Raw genomic sequence first — 16446 nt, 5'->3', positions numbered from 1 at the left:
TCTTGCCGTGGTCGACGTGACCGATGGTGCCGACGTTGACGTGCGGCTTGGTGCGCTCGAACTTACCCTTTGCCATGTCTACAACCTCTGTGATTCGTGATTGGTGATTGGTGATTCGGGTGAAGCGGGACCCGCACTCTTTCGAGTGGCGGGCCCCGGATCACGAATCACGACTTACTTCTTGGTGACGGTGTCCGCGATGTTCGTCGGCGCTTCCGCGTAGTGATCGAACTCCATCGAGAACGTCGCACGGCCCTGGGACATCGAGCGCAGCGTCGTCGCGTAGCCGAACATTTCGCCCAGCGGGATCATCGCGTTGATGATCTTGCCCGACGGGCTGTCGTCCTGGCCCTGCAGGATGCCGCGACGACGGCTGACGTCGCCCATCACGTCGCCGAGGTAATCCTCGGGGCTGACGATCTCGACCTTCATGATCGGCTCGAGCAGCACCGGGCTCGCCTTGACGAAGCCCTGCTTGAACGCCATCGACGACGCGAGCTTGAACGCCATTTCCGACGAGTCGACGTCGTGGTACGAGCCGAACACCAGCTTGACCTTGACGCCCACGACCGGGAAGCCGGCGATCGGACCACTGGTGATCGTTTCGCGGATGCCCTTCTCGACCGACGGGATGAATTCCTTCGGGATCACGCCACCGGTGATGTCGTTGATGAACAGGAAATCGTCCTTGATGTCGCCCGCCAGCTTCGGATCGGCACGATCCTCGGCCGTCAGCGGCGACAGCTCGATCACGACGTGACCGTACTGACCCTTACCGCCCGACTGCTTGGCGTGCTTGTAGTCCGACTTCACATCCTTCGAGCGGATCGTTTCGCGATACGCAACCTGCGGCTTGCCGACATTGGCTTCGACGTTGAACTCGCGCTTCATGCGGTCAACGATGATGTCCAGGTGCAGCTCACCCATACCGGCGATGATGGTCTGGCCGGACTCTTCATCGGTACGCACGCGGAAGGACGGATCCTCCTGCGCCAGGCGACCGAGCGCGAGGCCCATCTTTTCCTGGTCCGACTTGGTCTTCGGCTCCACCGCCATCGAGATGACCGGCTCCGGGAACACCATCCGCTCAAGCACGATCGGGTGTTCCTGCGAGCAGAGGGTGTCACCGGTGGTGACGTCCTTCAGGCCCACTGCCGCGGCGATGTCGCCGGCCAGCACTTCCTTGATCTCTTCGCGGTTGTTGGAGTGCATCTGCAGCAGACGGCCGATGCGCTCCTTCTTGCTCTTGACCGAGTTGTACACCTGGTCGCCGGCGTTGAGCATGCCCGAGTAGACGCGGAAGAAGGTCAGCGAACCCACGAACGGATCGGTCATGATCTTGAACGCCAGCGCCGAGAACGGCGCCTTGTCGTTCGACTCGCGCGTCAGTTCCTTGGTCTCGTCATCGACGTCCACACCCTTGACCGACGGCACGTCGACCGGCGACGGCAGCAGCTGCACGACACCGTCGAGCATCGCCTGGACGCCCTTGTTCTTGAACGCCGTGCCGCAGTACATCGGCACGATTTCCGTCTTGAGCGTGCGCTCGCGCAGACCGTCGATGATCTCGGCCTCGGACAGCTCACCCGTCTCCAGGTACTTGTCCATCAGGGCTTCGCTGGCCTCGGCGGCCGACTCGATCATGAAGGCGCGCGCCTCCTCGGCTTCCGCCTGCAGTTCAGCCGGGATCTCGCGATATTCGAATGTCAGGCCTTGCGAAGCGGTGTCCCAGTGGATCGCCTTCATCTTGATCAGGTCGACCACGCCTTCAAAGCCGTCCTCGGCGCCAATCGGCACCTGCATCGGCACCGGCGAAGCACCCAGACGGGCCTTCAGCTGGTCGCGGACCTTGACGAAGTTGGCGCCGGTACGATCCATCTTGTTGACGAATGCGATGCGCGGCACGTGGTACTTGTTGGCTTGGCGCCACACGGTTTCCGACTGCGGCTGCACGCCACCGACGGCACACAGCACGAACACCGCGCCGTCGAGCACGCGCAGCGAACGCTCCACTTCGATCGTGAAGTCGACGTGGCCGGGGGTGTCGATGATGTTGAAGCGGTACTCGGGCAGCGACTTGTCCATGCCCTTCCAGAACGCGGTGGTCGCCGCGGACTGGATCGTGATGCCACGTTCCTGCTCCTGCTCCATCCAGTCCATGGTGGCGGCGCCATCGTGCACTTCACCGATCTTGTGGCTCTTGCCGGTGTAGAACAGGATGCGCTCAGAGGTCGTGGTCTTGCCGGCATCGATGTGGGCCATGATGCCGAAGTTGCGGTAGCGTTCGATGGGTGTCGTGCGAGCCACGTCAGTCTCTCGTATTGAATGGCGAAGTCGCGGCATGACGCCGTGCCTTCGCGATGGAATCGCTTGAATGGACGAATGCCGCCTTGCGGCGGCTTCCGGATCCTGCGTGCGGTCTGTGACCGCTTGGAGGCACCTGTATGGTGCCGACGGGTCCCGGAATCAACCGGGACCCGCGGAGGCCGCTTACCAGCGGTAGTGCGCGAACGCCTTGTTGGCGTCGGCCATGCGGTGGGTTTCTTCGCGCTTCTTGATCGCGCCACCACGGTTTTCCGATGCGTCGATGAGCTCGGCGGCCAGCTTGCGCGGCATGGTGTTCTCGCCGCGCTTGCGCGCCGACTCGATCAACCAGCGCATGGCCAGCGCCATGCGACGCGAGGCGCGCACTTCGACCGGCACCTGGTACGTGGCACCACCGACGCGACGCGACTTCACTTCGACGGCCGGCGAGATGTTGCCAAGCGCCTTCTCGACCAGCTCGAGCGCATTGCCGTTCTTCTCGCTGATCACGTCCATGGCGCCGTAGACGATCTTTTCAGCGATCGACTTCTTGCCACTCTTCATGACCATGTTGATGAAGCGCGCGATCGTGTCGCTGTTGTGCTTCGGGTCGGGCAGCACCGAACGCTGCGGGGTGTTTCCTTTACGCGACATTGTCTATTCCTCAGCCCTTCGGACGCTTGGTGCCGTACTTCGAACGGCTCTGCTTGCGCTTCGCAACGCCGGAGGCGTCGAGCGAACCGCGCACGGTGTGGTAACGCACGCCCGGGAGGTCCTTGACGCGACCGCCGCGGATCAGCACCACGCTGTGCTCCTGCAGGTTGTGGCCTTCGCCGCCGATGTACGAAATGACTTCGTAACCGTTGGTCAGGCGCACCTTGGCGACCTTGCGAAGCGCCGAGTTCGGCTTCTTCGGGGTCGTGGTGTACACGCGGGTGCAGACGCCACGGCGCTGCGGGCAGTTCGCCAGCGCGGGCGAAGTGCTCTTGTAGGTTTCAGGGCTGCGCGGCTTCCGCACCAGCTGGTTGATCGTTGCCATCAGGTCTCGGGTCTTTGGTTCGGGCCGGAGCCCGGTGAAAACGAAGACAGACGGAATCGCCGCCTGTCAGACGAAAAAGTATAGCCCGCGCTGACGGGTACCGTCAACGCGGGTCATACCGCCGCTGGCGGATCCCGGAGGATCCAGCCCGGCATACAACGTCTCCCGTCCATCCTGGACCGAATACGAGCCGCGTCCTGCGCCTCTTTTCGGAGTCTGGGTGGCCCACGAGGGGCCACCAAAGGGGTGCAATCTTAGCGTGCTTCGCCGTCGCTGTCAGCAGCCGGTGTCACCGGCGCGTCTTCCAGCATCACCTGCTCCGGCGCAGCCGGTGCCGCGACGACCTCGGCCTCGGCCGTGACCGCGCTGCTGCCCGACAGTGCATCCATTTCCGAGTCGGTCAGGCCGGACGCGGCGCGACGACGGCGGGCGTGGTACGCCAGACCGGTACCCGCGGGGATCAGGCGACCCACGATCACGTTTTCCTTCAGACCGCGCAGGCTGTCGCGCGTGCCGCGGACGGCCGCCTCGGTGAGCACGCGGGTGGTCTCCTGGAACGACGCAGCCGAGATGAACGACTCGGTGGCCAGCGACGCCTTGGTGATGCCCAGCAGCACCGGTTCGAACTTCGCCGGCAGTTCGCTCTTGGCGAGATGCCTGACGTTGTCCTCGATCACGCGCTGACGCTCGACCTGCTCGCCGTTGAGGAAGCGGCTGTCGCCCTGGTCGGTGATCTCGACCTTGCGCAGCATCTGGCGAACGATCACCTCGATGTGCTTGTCGTTGATCTTCACGCCCTGCAGGCGGTAGACGTCCTGGATTTCCTTGGTCAGGTAGGACGCCAGCTCCTCGACACCCTTCAGACGCAGGATGTCCTGCGGGCTCGGCTCGCCGTCGACGACCGTCTCGCCCTTCTCCACGTGCTCGCCTTCGAACACGATGATCTGGCGGTACTTCGGGATCAGTTCTTCATGATCCTCGCCGTCGACGCCCTTGATGATCAGGCGCTGCTTGCCCTTGGTGTCCTTGCCGAAGCTGACGATGCCGGAGATCTCGGCGAGGATCGCCTGGTCCTTCGGCTTGCGCGCTTCGAACAGATCGGCCACGCGCGGCAGACCACCGGTGATGTCGCGGGTCTTCGACGCTTCCTGCGGCACCTTGGTGACCACGTCGCCCACGCCGACGGCATCGCCGTCCTGCAGGTTGACGATCGAGCGCGGCGGCAGCAGGTACTGCGCCGGCAGGTCGGTACCGGGAATGTTGAGGTCGTTGCCCTTGGCATCGACGATGCGCACGATCGGACGCAGATCCTTGCCCATCGAACCACGACGCTTGGGATCGGTGATCTCGCGCGACGCCAGGCCGGTCAGGTCGTCGGTCTTCTCGATGACGGTGATGCCGTCGACGAAGTCCACGAAGCGGATGAAGCCCGCCACTTCCGACACGATCGGGTGGTTATGCGGATCCCAGTTCGACACGGTCTGGCCGGCCTTGATCGCATCGCCGTCGTTGACAGTGATCGTCGCGCCGTAGGGCAGCTTGTAACGCTCGCGCTCGCGGCCGTGGCCGTCGAGCACCGACAGTTCGCCCGAACGTGAGACCGCGACCAGGCTGCCGCTCTCGTGCTTGACGTGCTTGAGGTTGTTGAACTTGATCGAGCCGGTGGTCTTGACCGTCACGTTGTCGATGGCGGCCGCACGCGAGGCGGCACCACCGATGTGGAACGTACGCATGGTCAGCTGCGTGCCGGGCTCGCCGATCGACTGCGCGGCGACGACGCCCACGGCCTCGCCCTGGTTGACCAGGTGGCCGCGGCCGAGGTCACGGCCGTAGCAGCTGGCGCAGACACCGAAGCCGGCTTCGCAGGTGATCGTCGAACGGACCTGGATCGACTGCACACCGGCCTCTTCGAGGCGCTGCACCCACTGCTCGTCGAGCAGCGTGTTGCGGGTGACGATCGGATCCTCGTCATTGCCCGGCAGGAACACGTCCTCGGCCACGACACGACCCAGCACGCGGTCGCGCAACGGCTCGACCACGTCGCCGCCTTCGACGATCGGGGTCATGGTGAGACCATCCATCGTGCCGCAGTCGACTTCAGTGATCACCACGTCCTGCGCCACGTCGACGAGACGACGGGTCAGGTAACCGGAGTTCGCGGTCTTGAGCGCGGTATCGGCCAGACCCTTACGGGCACCGTGGGTGGAGTTGAAGTATTCCTGGACGTTCAGACCTTCGCGGAAGTTCGCGATGATCGGCGTCTCGATGATCGAGCCGTCCGGCTTGGCCATCAGGCCGCGCATACCGGCCAGCTGACGGATCTGCGCCTGCGAACCACGCGCACCGGAGTCGGCCATGATGTAGAGCGAGTTCATCGACTTCTGGTCGATGGTTTCGCCCTTGGCATTGAGGACCTTCTCGGTACCGATCGTGTCCATCATCGCCTTGGCGATGCGCTCGTTCGTACGCGACCAGATGTCGACGACCTTGTTGTAGCGCTCGCCGGCGGTGACCAGACCCGACTGGTACTGCTGCTGGATTTCCAGCACTTCGGCCTCGGCCTCGACCAGGATGCCGGCCTTCTCGGTCGGGATGGTCATGTCGTTGATACCGATCGACACGCCCGCACGCGTCGCGTTGCCGAAGCCGGTGTACATCAGCTTGTCGGCGAACACGACCGTGTCCTTGAGACCCAGACGGCGGTAGCAGGCGTTGATCAGGCGCGAGATGTTCTTCTTGTTGAGCTCGACGTTGGCCAGCTCGAACGGCAGGCCGTCGGGCATGATTTCGAGCAGCAGCGCACGACCCACGCTCGTCTCGACGATCGAGGTCACCTTCTCGCGCGAACCGTCCTCGCTGATCACGGTCTGGTTGATGCGGACCTTGATCTTGGCGTGGAGGCCGGCAGCCTTGTTGTCGAACGCACGACGCACTTCGGCGATGTTCGCGAAGATCATGCCCTCGCCCGGGATGTTCTCCAGAGCGCGCGTCATGTAATACAGACCGAGCACGACGTCCTGCGACGGCACGATGATCGGCTCGCCGTTGGCCGGCGACAGGATGTTGTTCGACGCCATCATCAGCGCGCGCGCTTCGAGCTGGGCTTCCAGCGAGAGCGGCACGTGGACCGCCATCTGGTCACCGTCGAAGTCGGCGTTGAACGCGGTACACACCAGCGGATGCAGCTGGATCGCCTTGCCTTCGATCAGCACCGGCTCGAACGCCTGGATGCCCAGACGGTGCAGCGTCGGCGCGCGGTTGAGCATGACCGGGTGTTCGCGGATCACCTCTTCGAGGATGTCCCACACCTCGGCCTCTTCGCGCTCGACGAGCTTCTTGGCGGCCTTGATCGTCGTGGCGAGGCCACGGCGCTGCAGCTTGGCGAAGATGAAGGGCTTGAACAGTTCCAGCGCCATCTTCTTCGGCAGGCCGCACTCGTGCAGACGCAGCGTCGGGCCGACCACGATGACCGAACGGCCCGAGTAGTCGACGCGCTTGCCGAGCAGGTTCTGGCGGAAGCGACCCTGCTTGCCCTTGATCATGTCGGCGAGCGACTTGAGCGGGCGCTTGTTGGTACCGGTGATCGCACGGCCGCGACGGCCGTTGTCCATCAGCGCATCGACCGATTCCTGCAGCATGCGTTTTTCGTTGCGCACGATGATGTCGGGCGCATTGAGTTCGAGCAGGCGACGCAGGCGGTTGTTGCGGTTGATGACGCGGCGGTACAGATCATTGAGATCCGAGGTCGCGAAGCGGCCACCGTCCAGCGGGACCAGCGGACGCAGGTCCGGCGGCAGCACCGGCAGCACGGTCATGATCATCCACTCGGGACGGTTGCCCGACTCGATGAAGGCCTCGACCAGCTTGATGCGCTTGGTGAGACGCTTGAGCTTGGTTTCAGAACCCGTGGCGGCGATCTCTTCCTTCAGGCGGACCATCTCGGCCTGCAGGTCGATCGTGCGCAGCAGGTCGTAGACCGCCTCGGCGCCCATCGCGGCGTCGAAGTCGTCGCCGTGTTCCTGGCGCATCTGCATGTACTGCTCTTCGTTGAGCAGCTGGCTGCGCTCGAGCGGGGTCAGGCCCGGCTCGGTCACGACGAACGCTTCGAAGTACAGGATGCGCTCGATGTCACGCAGGGTCATGTCCAGCATCAGGCCGATGCGCGACGGCAGCGACTTGAGGAACCAGATGTGCGCGACCGGCGACGCCAGGTCGATGTGACCCATGCGCTCGCGGCGCACCTTGGCCAGGGTGACTTCGGTGCCGCACTTCTCGCAGACCACGCCACGGTGCTTCATGCGCTTGTACTTGCCGCACAGGCACTCGTAGTCCTTGATCGGGCCGAAGATCGCGGCGCAGAACAGGCCGTCACGCTCGGGCTTGAACGTGCGGTAGTTGATCGTCTCGGGCTTCTTCACTTCGCCGAACGACCACGAACGGATCAGGTCGGGGCTTGCGAGCGCGATCTTGATCGCGTCGAAGTCCGGGATCTGGCGCGGCTGGTTGAAGAGATTGAGCAGGTCTTTCATGTCTTTACTCCGGGAATGGGGAACCTGGGGCGGATTGGATCGGGGTCGCGCGCGGCACGCTCACGCGCCGCGCGTCGGACGTCCTGCCTCAGTGCTCCTCCAGCTCCATGTTGATCGCCAGCGAACGGATTTCCTTGACCAGCACGTTGAACGACTCCGGCATGCCGGCAACCATCTCGTGCTCACCGTCGACGATGTTCTTGTACATCTGGTTGCGGCCCTGCACGTCGTCGGACTTCACCGTCAGCATTTCCTGCAGGGTGTAGGCCGCGCCGTAGGCTTCCAGCGCCCAGACTTCCATTTCGCCGAAGCGCTGGCCGCCGAACTGCGCCTTGCCGCCCAGCGGCTGCTGGGTGACGAGCGAGTACGGACCGGTCGAACGCGCGTGCATCTTGTCGTCCACGAGGTGGTTGAGCTTGAGCATGTGCATGTAGCCCACGGTCACTTCACGCTCGAACGCCTCGCCGGTCCGGCCATCGAACAGACGGTGCTGACCACTGGTCGGCATGTCCGCCAGCTCGAGCATCGCCTTGATCTCCGACTCCGCCGCGCCATCGAACACCGGGGTGGCCATCGGCACGCCGTCGGTGAGGTTGCCGGCGAGCTTCAGCAGTTCCTCGTCGCTGAACTGCGACAGGTCGACGCGCTGTGCGAACACGGCCTTGTCGTGGTTGTAGATCTGGTCGAGGAAGCTGCGCAGTTCGGCCACCTTGGCCTGCGCGTCGAGCATCCGCTGGATCTTCTCGCCCAGGCCCTTGGCCGCGAGGCCCAGGTGCACTTCGAGGATCTGGCCGATGTTCATACGCGACGGCACGCCCAGCGGGTTCAACACGATGTCGACCGTGTTGCCGTTGGCCATGTGCGGCATGTCCTGCACGGGCACGATGGTCGACACGACACCCTTGTTGCCGTGACGGCCGGCCATCTTGTCGCCCGGCTGGATGCGGCGCTTCACGGCCAGATAGACCTTGACCATCTTCAGCACGCCCGGTGCGAGGTCGTCGCCCTGGGTGATCTTGCCGCGCTTGTCGGCGAAGCGCTTCTCGAACTCCTTCTGGTGCGCGTCGATCTGCTTCTGCGCACGTTCGATCGCGTCGGCCGCGTCCTCGTCCTTCATGCGGATCTGGAACCAGTCGGACTTCTTCAGGCCGTCGAGCACCAGCGAGCTGACCGTGTCGCCCTTCTTCAGGCCGGGGCCGCCGTTGGCGACCTTGCCCTGGATCTGCGAACGCAGACGCGCATAGATCGCGCTTTCGAGGATGCGGAACTGGTCGTCGAAGTCCTTCTTGACGCGCTTGATCTCGGACTCTTCGATCTGCTTGGCGCGCTTGTCCTTCTCGATGCCGTCGCGGGTGAAGACCTGCACGTCGATGACGGTGCCGTCCATACCCGGCGGCACGCGCAGCGAGCTGTCCTTCACGTCGGACGCCTTCTCACCGAAGATCGCGCGCAGCAGCTTCTCTTCCGGGGTCAGCTGGCTCTCGCCCTTCGGCGTGACCTTGCCCACCAGGATGTCGCCGGCGCGGACTTCCGCACCGATGTACACCACGCCGGATTCGTCGAGACGGTTGAGCGCGTTCTCGGACACGTTCGGGATGTCGGCGGAGATTTCCTCCGGTCCCAGCTTCGTGTCGCGGGCGACCGCGGTCATCTCCTCGATGTGGATCGTCGTGTAACGGTCTTCCTTGACGACGCGCTCCGACAGCAGGATCGAGTCTTCGAAGTTGTAGCCGTTCCACGGCATGAACGCGACGAGCATGTTCTGGCCCAGCGCGAGCTCGCCGATGTCGGTCGAGGGACCGTCGGCCAGCACGTCGCCGCGCGCGACCACGTCACCCACGTTCACCAGCGGACGCTGGTTGATGCAGGTGTTCTGGTTGGAGCGCGTGTACTTGATCAGGTTGTAGATGTCGACGCCGGCATCGTGCTCGCCGGAGATCTCTTCTTCATGCACCTTGACCACGACGCGGCCGGCATCGATCTGCTCGATCACGCCGCCACGGCGGGCGTTCACGGTCACGCCCGAGTCGCGCGCCACGGCGCGCTCGATGCCGGTACCGACCAGCGGCTTCTGCGCACGCAGCGTCGGCACGGCCTGGCGCTGCATGTTGGCGCCCATCAGTGCGCGGTTCGCGTCATCGTGCTCGAGGAACGGCACGAGCGCGGCGGCGACCGACACGGTCTGCATCGGCGAGACGTCCATGTAATGGATTTCCGCCGGCGGCTTGAGCAGCGACTCGCCCTGGAAGCGGCAGTCGACGAACTGCTGCGTCATCGTGCCCTTGTCGTCCTGGACGGCATTGGCCTGTGCGATGACGTAGTCGTTCTCTTCGATCGCCGACAGGTATTCGATGTCGTCGGTGACGCGGCTGTCGACGACCTTGCGGTACGGCGTCTCGAGGAAGCCGTACTTGTTGGTGCGTGCGAACGTCGCCAGCGAGTTGATCAGGCCGATGTTCGGGCCTTCCGGCGTTTCGATGGTGCAGACGCGGCCGTAATGCGTGGGATGCACGTCGCGCACTTCGAAGCCGGCGCGCTCGCGGGTCAGACCGCCCGGGCCGAGGGCCGAGACGCGACGCTTGTGCGTGACTTCCGACAGCGGGTTGTTCTGGTCCATGAACTGCGACAGCTGCGAGGAGCCGAAGAATTCCTTGACCGCCGCCGCGACCGGCTTGGCGTTGATCAGTTCCTGCGGGGTCAGGCCATCGGCCTCGGCCATCGTCAGGCGCTCGCGCACCGCGCGCTCGACGCGGACCAGGCCCACGCGGAACACGTTCTCGGCCATTTCGCCGACCGAACGCACGCGACGGTTGCCGAGGTGGTCGATGTCGTCGACGACGCCGCGACCGTTGCGGATCTCGGTCAGCACGCGGATGACGTCGAGGATGTCCGACGTCTGGCCGAACTCGCCACGCAGACGCACCGCGTCCTCGTCCTTGCGCTCGGCGAAGTACTTCGCGTCGTACAGCACGGACGCGCCTTCGGTTTCCTTGCGGCCCAGGCGACGGTTGAACTTCATGCGGCCGACGCCGGAGACGTCGTAGCGCTCGAACGTGAAGAACAGGTTGTGGAACAGGTTCTGCGCGGCATCCTTGGTCGGCGGCTCGCCGGGACGCATCATGCGGTAGATCTCGACCAGCGCATCGAGCTGCGTCTTGGTCGAGTCGATGCGCAGGGTGTTGGACAGGTACGGGCCGCGATCGAGGTCGTTGACCCAGATGGTGCCGATGGTCTCGATCGACGCCTTGCGCAGCGCCTCGAGGGTCTCGAGCGTGATCTCGTCGTTGGCGGTCGCGACCAGCTCGCCGGTCGCCGGGTCGATCACGTCGTGCGACAGGATCTGGCCGACCATGTAGTCGTCCGGCACGGCCAGCGCGGTGATGCCTGCGGCTTCGAGCTGCTTGACGTGACGCGCGGTGATGCGCTTGCCCGCTTCGACGATGACCTTCTCGCCGTCGAGCAGGTCGAAGTTCAGCGTTTCGCCACGCAGACGCTCCGACACCAGCTCCAGCTGCACGCCCTCGCCTTCCGGCAGGATGTGGTAGCTGTTGATGTCGAAGAACTCGTTGAGCATCTCTTCGTTGTTGTAGCCGAGCGCGCGCAGCAGCACCGACACCGGCAGCTTGCGACGGCGGTCGATACGCGTGAACAGCGCATCCTTCGGGTCAAACTCGAAGTCGAGCCAGGAGCCGCGGTACGGAATGATGCGGGCGCTGTAGAGCAGCTTGCCCGAGCTGTGCGTCTTGCCGCGGTCGTGATCGAAGAACACGCCCGGCGAGCGGTGCAGCTGCGAGACGATGACGCGCTCGGTGCCGTTGATGATGAAGGTGCCGTTTTCGGTCATGAGCGGAATCTCGCCCATGTAGACCTCCTGCTCCTTCACGTACTTGATGGCCTTCTGCGACGACTCGCGGTCGTAGATCACCAGACGCACGGTCACGCGCAGCGGGGCGCCGTAGCTCAGGCCACGGTTGCGGCATTCGCGCTCGTCGAACACGGGTTCGCCGAGCTTGTAGCCGACGTATTCGAGTGCGGCGTAGCCGTTGTAGCTGACGATCGGGAACACCGACTTGAGCGCGGCGTGCAGGCCACGGTCCTCACGCTTGGTGGGGTCGCGGTCGGCCTGCAGGAATTCGCGGTAGGAATCGACCTGGATGGCCAGGAGGAACGGCACCTCGAGAATCTCGCGGCGCTTGCCGAAGTTCTTGCGGATGCGCTTCTTCTCGGTGAACGAGTAGGTCTGCTGCGGGCTCGACGGGAGCTGCTGGGACGTCGTCATGGGGATTACGCCTCGTTGGATCGGATGGGATCGGCTTGCGATCCGGAACATGGAGCTGTCACTGGGTAGTCGCTGGTATTGCCGGCACCAGCACGCCATCTCCCGCTACTACCCACTGACAACTGCGTCAGTTGTCTTGTTACAGGCCGCCCGATTTCAGGAACGACCAAGGGCCGGGAGCTTTCGCCCCCGGCCCCGGTGCATCGCAAGCATGCTGCTGCGATGCCAAGTGCCGCTTACTTGATTTCGACGGTCGCGCCAGCAGCCTCGAGATCCTTCTTGATCTTCTCGGCTTCTTCCTTCGTGGCGCCTTCCTTGATTTCCTTCGGCGCGCCCTCGACCAGGTCCTTGGCTTCCTTGAGGCCCAGGCCGGTGATGGCGCGGACGACCTTGATCGACTCGACCTTCTTCTCGCCGGCAGCCTTCAGGATGACGGTGAATTCGGTCTGCTCTTCGACAGCGGCAGCCGGGCCGGCAGCAGCAGCCGCGGCAACCGGAGCAGCGGCGGAGACGCCGAACTTCTCTTCGATGGCCTTGACCAGCTCCATCACTTCCATCAGGGACTTCTCGGCGATGGCGTCGACGATCTGTTCGTTGGTAAGGGACATTGTGATTACCTTTGAAAAATTTTCTGGGATAGGTTTCGTTGAACCGACAGGTCGGGCTTACGCCGTTTCGGCCGTCTCGGCTGCTGCGTCCGCGGGTGCTTCGTCGCCACCACCCTGCTTGTCGCCGACGGCCTTGACGGCACGGGCGAACATCGCAGCGGGTTCGGACAGCACGCGGGCCAGCATCGACAGCGCCTGGTCGAGCGTCGGCAGCGATGCCAGAACGTCGACATGGCCGGCCGGATACAACTGGCCTTCCACGACGACGAGCTTGGGCACCAGCTTGCTGTTGTCTTTCGCGAATTCCTTGATCAGGCGACCGGCTGCGCCGGGCTCCTCGGTCGAGAACGCATACAGCAGAGGTCCGACCAGCGAGTCCTTGGAGCACTCGTAGCTGGTACCTTCCACCGCGCGTGCGGCCAGGGTGTTCTTGACAACGCGCAAGTACACACCGGTCTCACGAGCCTTCTTGCGCATCGCGGTCATTTGACTGACCGTGGTGCCCACGTACTCGACAGCAATCAGGGAGTGGGCGTTCGCGGCGACTTCTGCCAGCTCGGCGACAACTTCCTGCTTCTGGGACAGATTGAGAGCCATTAATCACTCCTCATTGTGAACTCCGCTCACGGCTCCTGCCGCTTGCGGTCCTGAGCGGCTTCCAATCCGTGGAGGCCGGGGATGCGTGACGCATCCCGGTGGTGGCCTTCTGCCTGGCTGGACGAATGTCTGACCAGAAACCTTCAGAAAGGCATCACCATCTACGCAGGCCCTTCGGTGCAAGCACCCCGGGATTAAGCGGTCTCGATCATCGGTGGCGGCGATTCCCTGCCAGTTCGAGCATCCCTGCCCGTCGCCACGTCGATCTCCACCGCGCCTGCGGTCTTTGACGGCGCCGCGCCGGACACAAGGTCCGTCGCGATGCCCCCAAATCGCGTCGCCCCGCGAGCGGGACGGCGCGTTTATTGCATTGCGATCAGCGCGCGATGCTCAGCGACGACTGGTCGACGGTGACGCCCGGACCCATGGTCGAGCTCACCGAGATCTTCTGCAGGTACTGGCCCTTGGCGGTGGCCGGCTTGGCCTTCACCAGGTCGGCCAGCAGCGCCTGCAGGTTTTCCTTCAGCTTCTCCGCATCGAAGTCGGCCTTGCCGATCGTGCAGTGGATGATGCCGGCCTTGTCGGTGCGGTAACGGACCTGGCCGCCCTTCGCATTCTTCACTGCCTCACCCGGGTTCGGGGAGACGGTGCCGACCTTCGGGTTCGGCATCAGACCGCGCGGGCCCAGCACCGTACCGAGCTTGCCGACCACGCGCATCGCGTCCGGCGTCGCGATCACGACGTCGTAGTTGATGTCGCCGGCCTGCATCTTCTCGGCCAGGTCGTCCATGCCGACGATGTCGGCACCGGCGGCCAGAGCTTCATCAGCCTTGGCACCGGCCGGCGCGAACACCGCGACGCGGACGCTCTTGCCCGTGCCCTGCGGCAGCACGGTCGAGCCGCGCACCTGCTGGTCGGACTTGCGCGCATCGACGCCGAGGCGGACGGCGACGTCCACGGCTTCGGCGAACTTCGCGCTGCTGTTGTCCTTGACGATCTTCAGGGCGTCATCGATGCCGTAGTTCTTGCCCGGCTGCACGGCAGCCTGGATGCTCTTCTGTCGCTTGGTCTGTGCCATGGTCTCAGCCCTCCACCGTCAGGCCCATCGAACGGGCGGAGCCCGCGATGGTGCGCACTGCTGCTTCCAGCTCGGCCGCCGTCAGATCGGCTTCCTTCGCCTTGGCGATCTCTTCGAGCTGCGCGCGCGTCACCTTGCCCACCTTTTCGGTGTTCGGACGCTTCGAGCCCGAGGCCACACCTGCCGCCTTCTTCAGCAGCACCGATGCCGGCGTGCTCTTGGTGATGAAGGTGAAGGTACGGTCCGAGTAGGCCGTGATGATGACCGGGGTCGGCAGACCCGGCTCGAGCTTGGAGGTCGCTGCGTTGAACGCCTTGCAGAACTCCATGATGTTCAGGCCGCGCTGACCCAGCGCAGGACCGACCGGCGGCGAGGGGTTGGCCTGACCGGCCTTGACCTGCAGCTTGATGTAACCGACGACTTTCTTCGCCATTGTCTTCTTCTCTCCGGGTGCAAGCGCCTTGAATCAGGCTCCCCATCGTTCCGGGAATACACGTGTCCCGGATTCACGTTGTCCATCTCGCGCGAAAGGCCGCCCATACGGCGGCCTGTGCAGTTGCCCAGCGCACCGGACAGTGAGCCGCGCACTATAGCAGGGTTTCGCGCGCCCGTCACAGACGGGCGCGGCGGGGTCAGGCCTTCTCGACCTGCCCGAATTCCAGCTCGACCGGGGTCGAACGGCCGAAGATCAGCACTGCGACGCGCAGGCGGCTCTTCTCGTAGTTGATTTCCTCGACCACGCCGTTGAAGTCGTTGAACGGACCATCGGTGACGCGGACCATCTGACCCGGCTCGAACAGGACCTTCGGGCGCGGCTTCTCGACGCCTTCCTGCACGCGATCCAGGATCACGGCAGCTTCTTCGTCGCGGATCGGCAGCGGACGGTCGGCAGTGCCGCCGATGAAGCCCATCACCTTCGGCGTTTCCTTGACCAGGTGCCAGCTCTCGTTGTCCATGCGCGGGATGCCGCCGTCGTCAGACGTCAGGATCTGCACCAGGACATAGCCCGGGAAGAACTTGCGCTCGGAACGGCGCTTCTGGCCGGAGCGCATTTCGATCACTTCTTCGGTCGGCACCAGCACGTCGCCGAACTTGTCCTGCATCTCGGTCCGGACGATGCGGTCACGCAGCGCCTGGGCCACCGACTTCTCGAAGCCGGAATAGGCATGCACGACGTACCAGCGCTTGACGCCTTCGGTTTCCATCTGAATCGTTACTCCGTCACTGCCTCAGAACGAGGCGGATCAGCCACTGGATGATCTGGTCGAAACCGGCCAGCAGCAGGCTCATGATCGCCACGGCGATGATCACGATCCAGGTCAGGCGGACCGCTTCCTGGCGCGTCGGCCAGACGACCTTGCGCATCTCGAAGCGGGTTTCCGAGAAGAAATCACGGGTCTTGTGACCCTTGTCCGTCGTCAGGAAGACCGCGGCGGCACCCACGACGCACAGGGCGACGATGATGCTGCGCACCGGCGTGGCCAGCTGCGCCTGGAACCAGTAAAAGGCAAACACACCGGCGACAACGAGCAGGATCGCGGCAGCGTACTTGGCGAGGTCCGTCGAAGACGCACCCTTGGATTGTTCAACTCTGCTGTTCAATTCCCGGCGACTCATCGGTTTGCGACTGCTCGGTTGACGGGGCGGACCGCGATGCGTCCGGACCCGCGCGGACAATTCCGCGAATGGCACGCCAGGAGGGACTCGAACCCCCAACCTGCGGTTTTGGAGACCGCTGCTCTGCCAATTGAGCTACTGGCGTACGGATTGGAACAACAACCGGCTTCGGACACCCTTAGACGGCGAAGGCGGACCGGGGTACCGGCCCGCCTTGTCGCGGTTTTGACGGGGTTGGCACCCTGCGAAAACCACTGCATCCCGGCTTGCGCCGGAATGAACGTCGACCCGGATGCGCATGCGCACCCGGGCCGTCGGATCACTTGAGGATCTTGGCCACCACGCCGGCGCCGACGGTACGGCCGCCTTCGCGAATCGCGAAGCGCAGACCTTCG

At 64.2% G+C, this 16446-nt stretch carries 12 protein-coding genes and 1 tRNA gene; all 13 read right to left on the bottom strand.

What is annotated here, in order from left to right; genetic code table 11:
* Window positions 1-174 precede the first annotated feature (174 nt).
* Window positions 175-2307, bottom strand: coding sequence for an elongation factor G (gene fusA, locus AC3A4E_RS17230; RefSeq protein ID WP_487632710.1), 2133 nt, complete (start codon window positions 2305-2307; stop codon window positions 175-177).
* 183 nt (window positions 2308-2490) lie between these two features.
* Window positions 2491-2958 carry a 30S ribosomal protein S7 gene (rpsG, locus tag AC3A4E_RS17225; protein ID WP_487632709.1) on the bottom strand — a complete coding sequence of 156 codons (468 nt, stop codon included), beginning with the start codon at window positions 2956-2958 and terminating at the stop codon, window positions 2491-2493.
* 10 nt (window positions 2959-2968) lie between these two features.
* Entirely contained in the window at window positions 2969-3343 is a 375-nt protein-coding gene (gene rpsL / locus AC3A4E_RS17220; protein ID WP_101924969.1) for a 30S ribosomal protein S12, read from the bottom strand.
* Window positions 3344-3597: 254 nt separating this feature from the next.
* Window positions 3598-7872: a DNA-directed RNA polymerase subunit beta' gene (rpoC, locus tag AC3A4E_RS17215; protein ID WP_487632708.1), complete on the bottom strand. Its 4275-nt coding sequence runs from the start codon at window positions 7870-7872 to the stop codon at window positions 3598-3600.
* An 88-nt stretch (window positions 7873-7960) separates the two neighbouring features.
* Complete coding sequence (gene rpoB / locus AC3A4E_RS17210; RefSeq protein ID WP_487632707.1) at window positions 7961-12151, bottom strand: DNA-directed RNA polymerase subunit beta; 4191 nt, start codon at window positions 12149-12151, stop codon at window positions 7961-7963.
* A 236-nt stretch (window positions 12152-12387) separates the two neighbouring features.
* The gene (gene rplL / locus AC3A4E_RS17205; RefSeq protein WP_487632706.1) at window positions 12388-12759 is read right to left on the bottom strand and encodes a 50S ribosomal protein L7/L12; all 372 of its coding nucleotides are present in this window, start codon (window positions 12757-12759) and stop codon (window positions 12388-12390) included.
* Window positions 12760-12816: 57 nt separating this feature from the next.
* On the bottom strand, window positions 12817-13356 hold the full coding sequence (gene rplJ / locus AC3A4E_RS17200; protein ID WP_487632705.1) for a 50S ribosomal protein L10: 540 nt from the start codon (window positions 13354-13356) through the stop codon (window positions 12817-12819).
* Between the two features lie 376 nt (window positions 13357-13732).
* Window positions 13733-14434: a 50S ribosomal protein L1 gene (gene rplA / locus AC3A4E_RS17195; RefSeq protein ID WP_487632704.1), complete on the bottom strand. Its 702-nt coding sequence runs from the start codon at window positions 14432-14434 to the stop codon at window positions 13733-13735.
* 4 nt (window positions 14435-14438) lie between these two features.
* Window positions 14439-14867 (bottom strand): 50S ribosomal protein L11, encoded by a 429-nt coding sequence (rplK, locus tag AC3A4E_RS17190; protein ID WP_055246815.1) that lies wholly within the window; start codon window positions 14865-14867, stop codon window positions 14439-14441.
* A gap of 199 nt (window positions 14868-15066) precedes the next feature.
* Complete coding sequence (gene nusG / locus AC3A4E_RS17185) at window positions 15067-15639, bottom strand: transcription termination/antitermination protein NusG (RefSeq protein ID WP_232115265.1); 573 nt, start codon at window positions 15637-15639, stop codon at window positions 15067-15069.
* 16 nt (window positions 15640-15655) lie between these two features.
* A complete protein-coding gene (gene secE, locus AC3A4E_RS17180) occupies window positions 15656-16036 on the bottom strand; it encodes a preprotein translocase subunit SecE (RefSeq protein WP_487632711.1) in 381 nt (126 codons plus the stop codon).
* 84 nt (window positions 16037-16120) lie between these two features.
* A tRNA-Trp gene (locus tag AC3A4E_RS17175) sits at window positions 16121-16196 on the bottom strand.
* 174 nt (window positions 16197-16370) lie between these two features.
* A partial coding sequence (locus AC3A4E_RS17170) for an EF-Tu C-terminal domain-related protein (protein ID WP_446649917.1) occupies window positions 16371-16446 on the bottom strand: 76 nt, incomplete at its 5' end.

This window comes from Luteimonas sp. Soil_N_1 (genome assembly GCF_057656255.1).
This window is presented reverse-complemented; position numbering and strand designations above follow the sequence as displayed.

Bases quoted from the DNA above. Each gene is read 5' to 3' on its own strand.
- rpoB (WP_487632707.1), bottom strand. From the start codon at position 12,151: ATGACGACGTCCCAGCAGCTCCCGTCGAGCCCGCAGCAGACCTACTCG.
- rplL (WP_487632706.1), bottom strand. From the start codon at position 12,759: ATGTCCCTTACCAACGAACAGATCGTCGACGCCATCGCCGAGAAGTCC.
- rpsL (WP_101924969.1), bottom strand. From the start codon at position 3,343: ATGGCAACGATCAACCAGCTGGTGCGGAAGCCGCGCAGCCCTGAAACC.
- rplA (WP_487632704.1), bottom strand. From the start codon at position 14,434: ATGGCACAGACCAAGCGACAGAAGAGCATCCAGGCTGCCGTGCAGCCG.
- nusG (WP_232115265.1), bottom strand. From the start codon at position 15,639: ATGGAAACCGAAGGCGTCAAGCGCTGGTACGTCGTGCATGCCTATTCC.
- rplJ (WP_487632705.1), bottom strand. From the start codon at position 13,356: ATGGCTCTCAATCTGTCCCAGAAGCAGGAAGTTGTCGCCGAGCTGGCA.
- rplK (WP_055246815.1), bottom strand. From the start codon at position 14,867: ATGGCGAAGAAAGTCGTCGGTTACATCAAGCTGCAGGTCAAGGCCGGT.
- rpoC (WP_487632708.1), bottom strand. From the start codon at position 7,872: ATGAAAGACCTGCTCAATCTCTTCAACCAGCCGCGCCAGATCCCGGAC.
- rpsG (WP_487632709.1), bottom strand. From the start codon at position 2,958: ATGTCGCGTAAAGGAAACACCCCGCAGCGTTCGGTGCTGCCCGACCCG.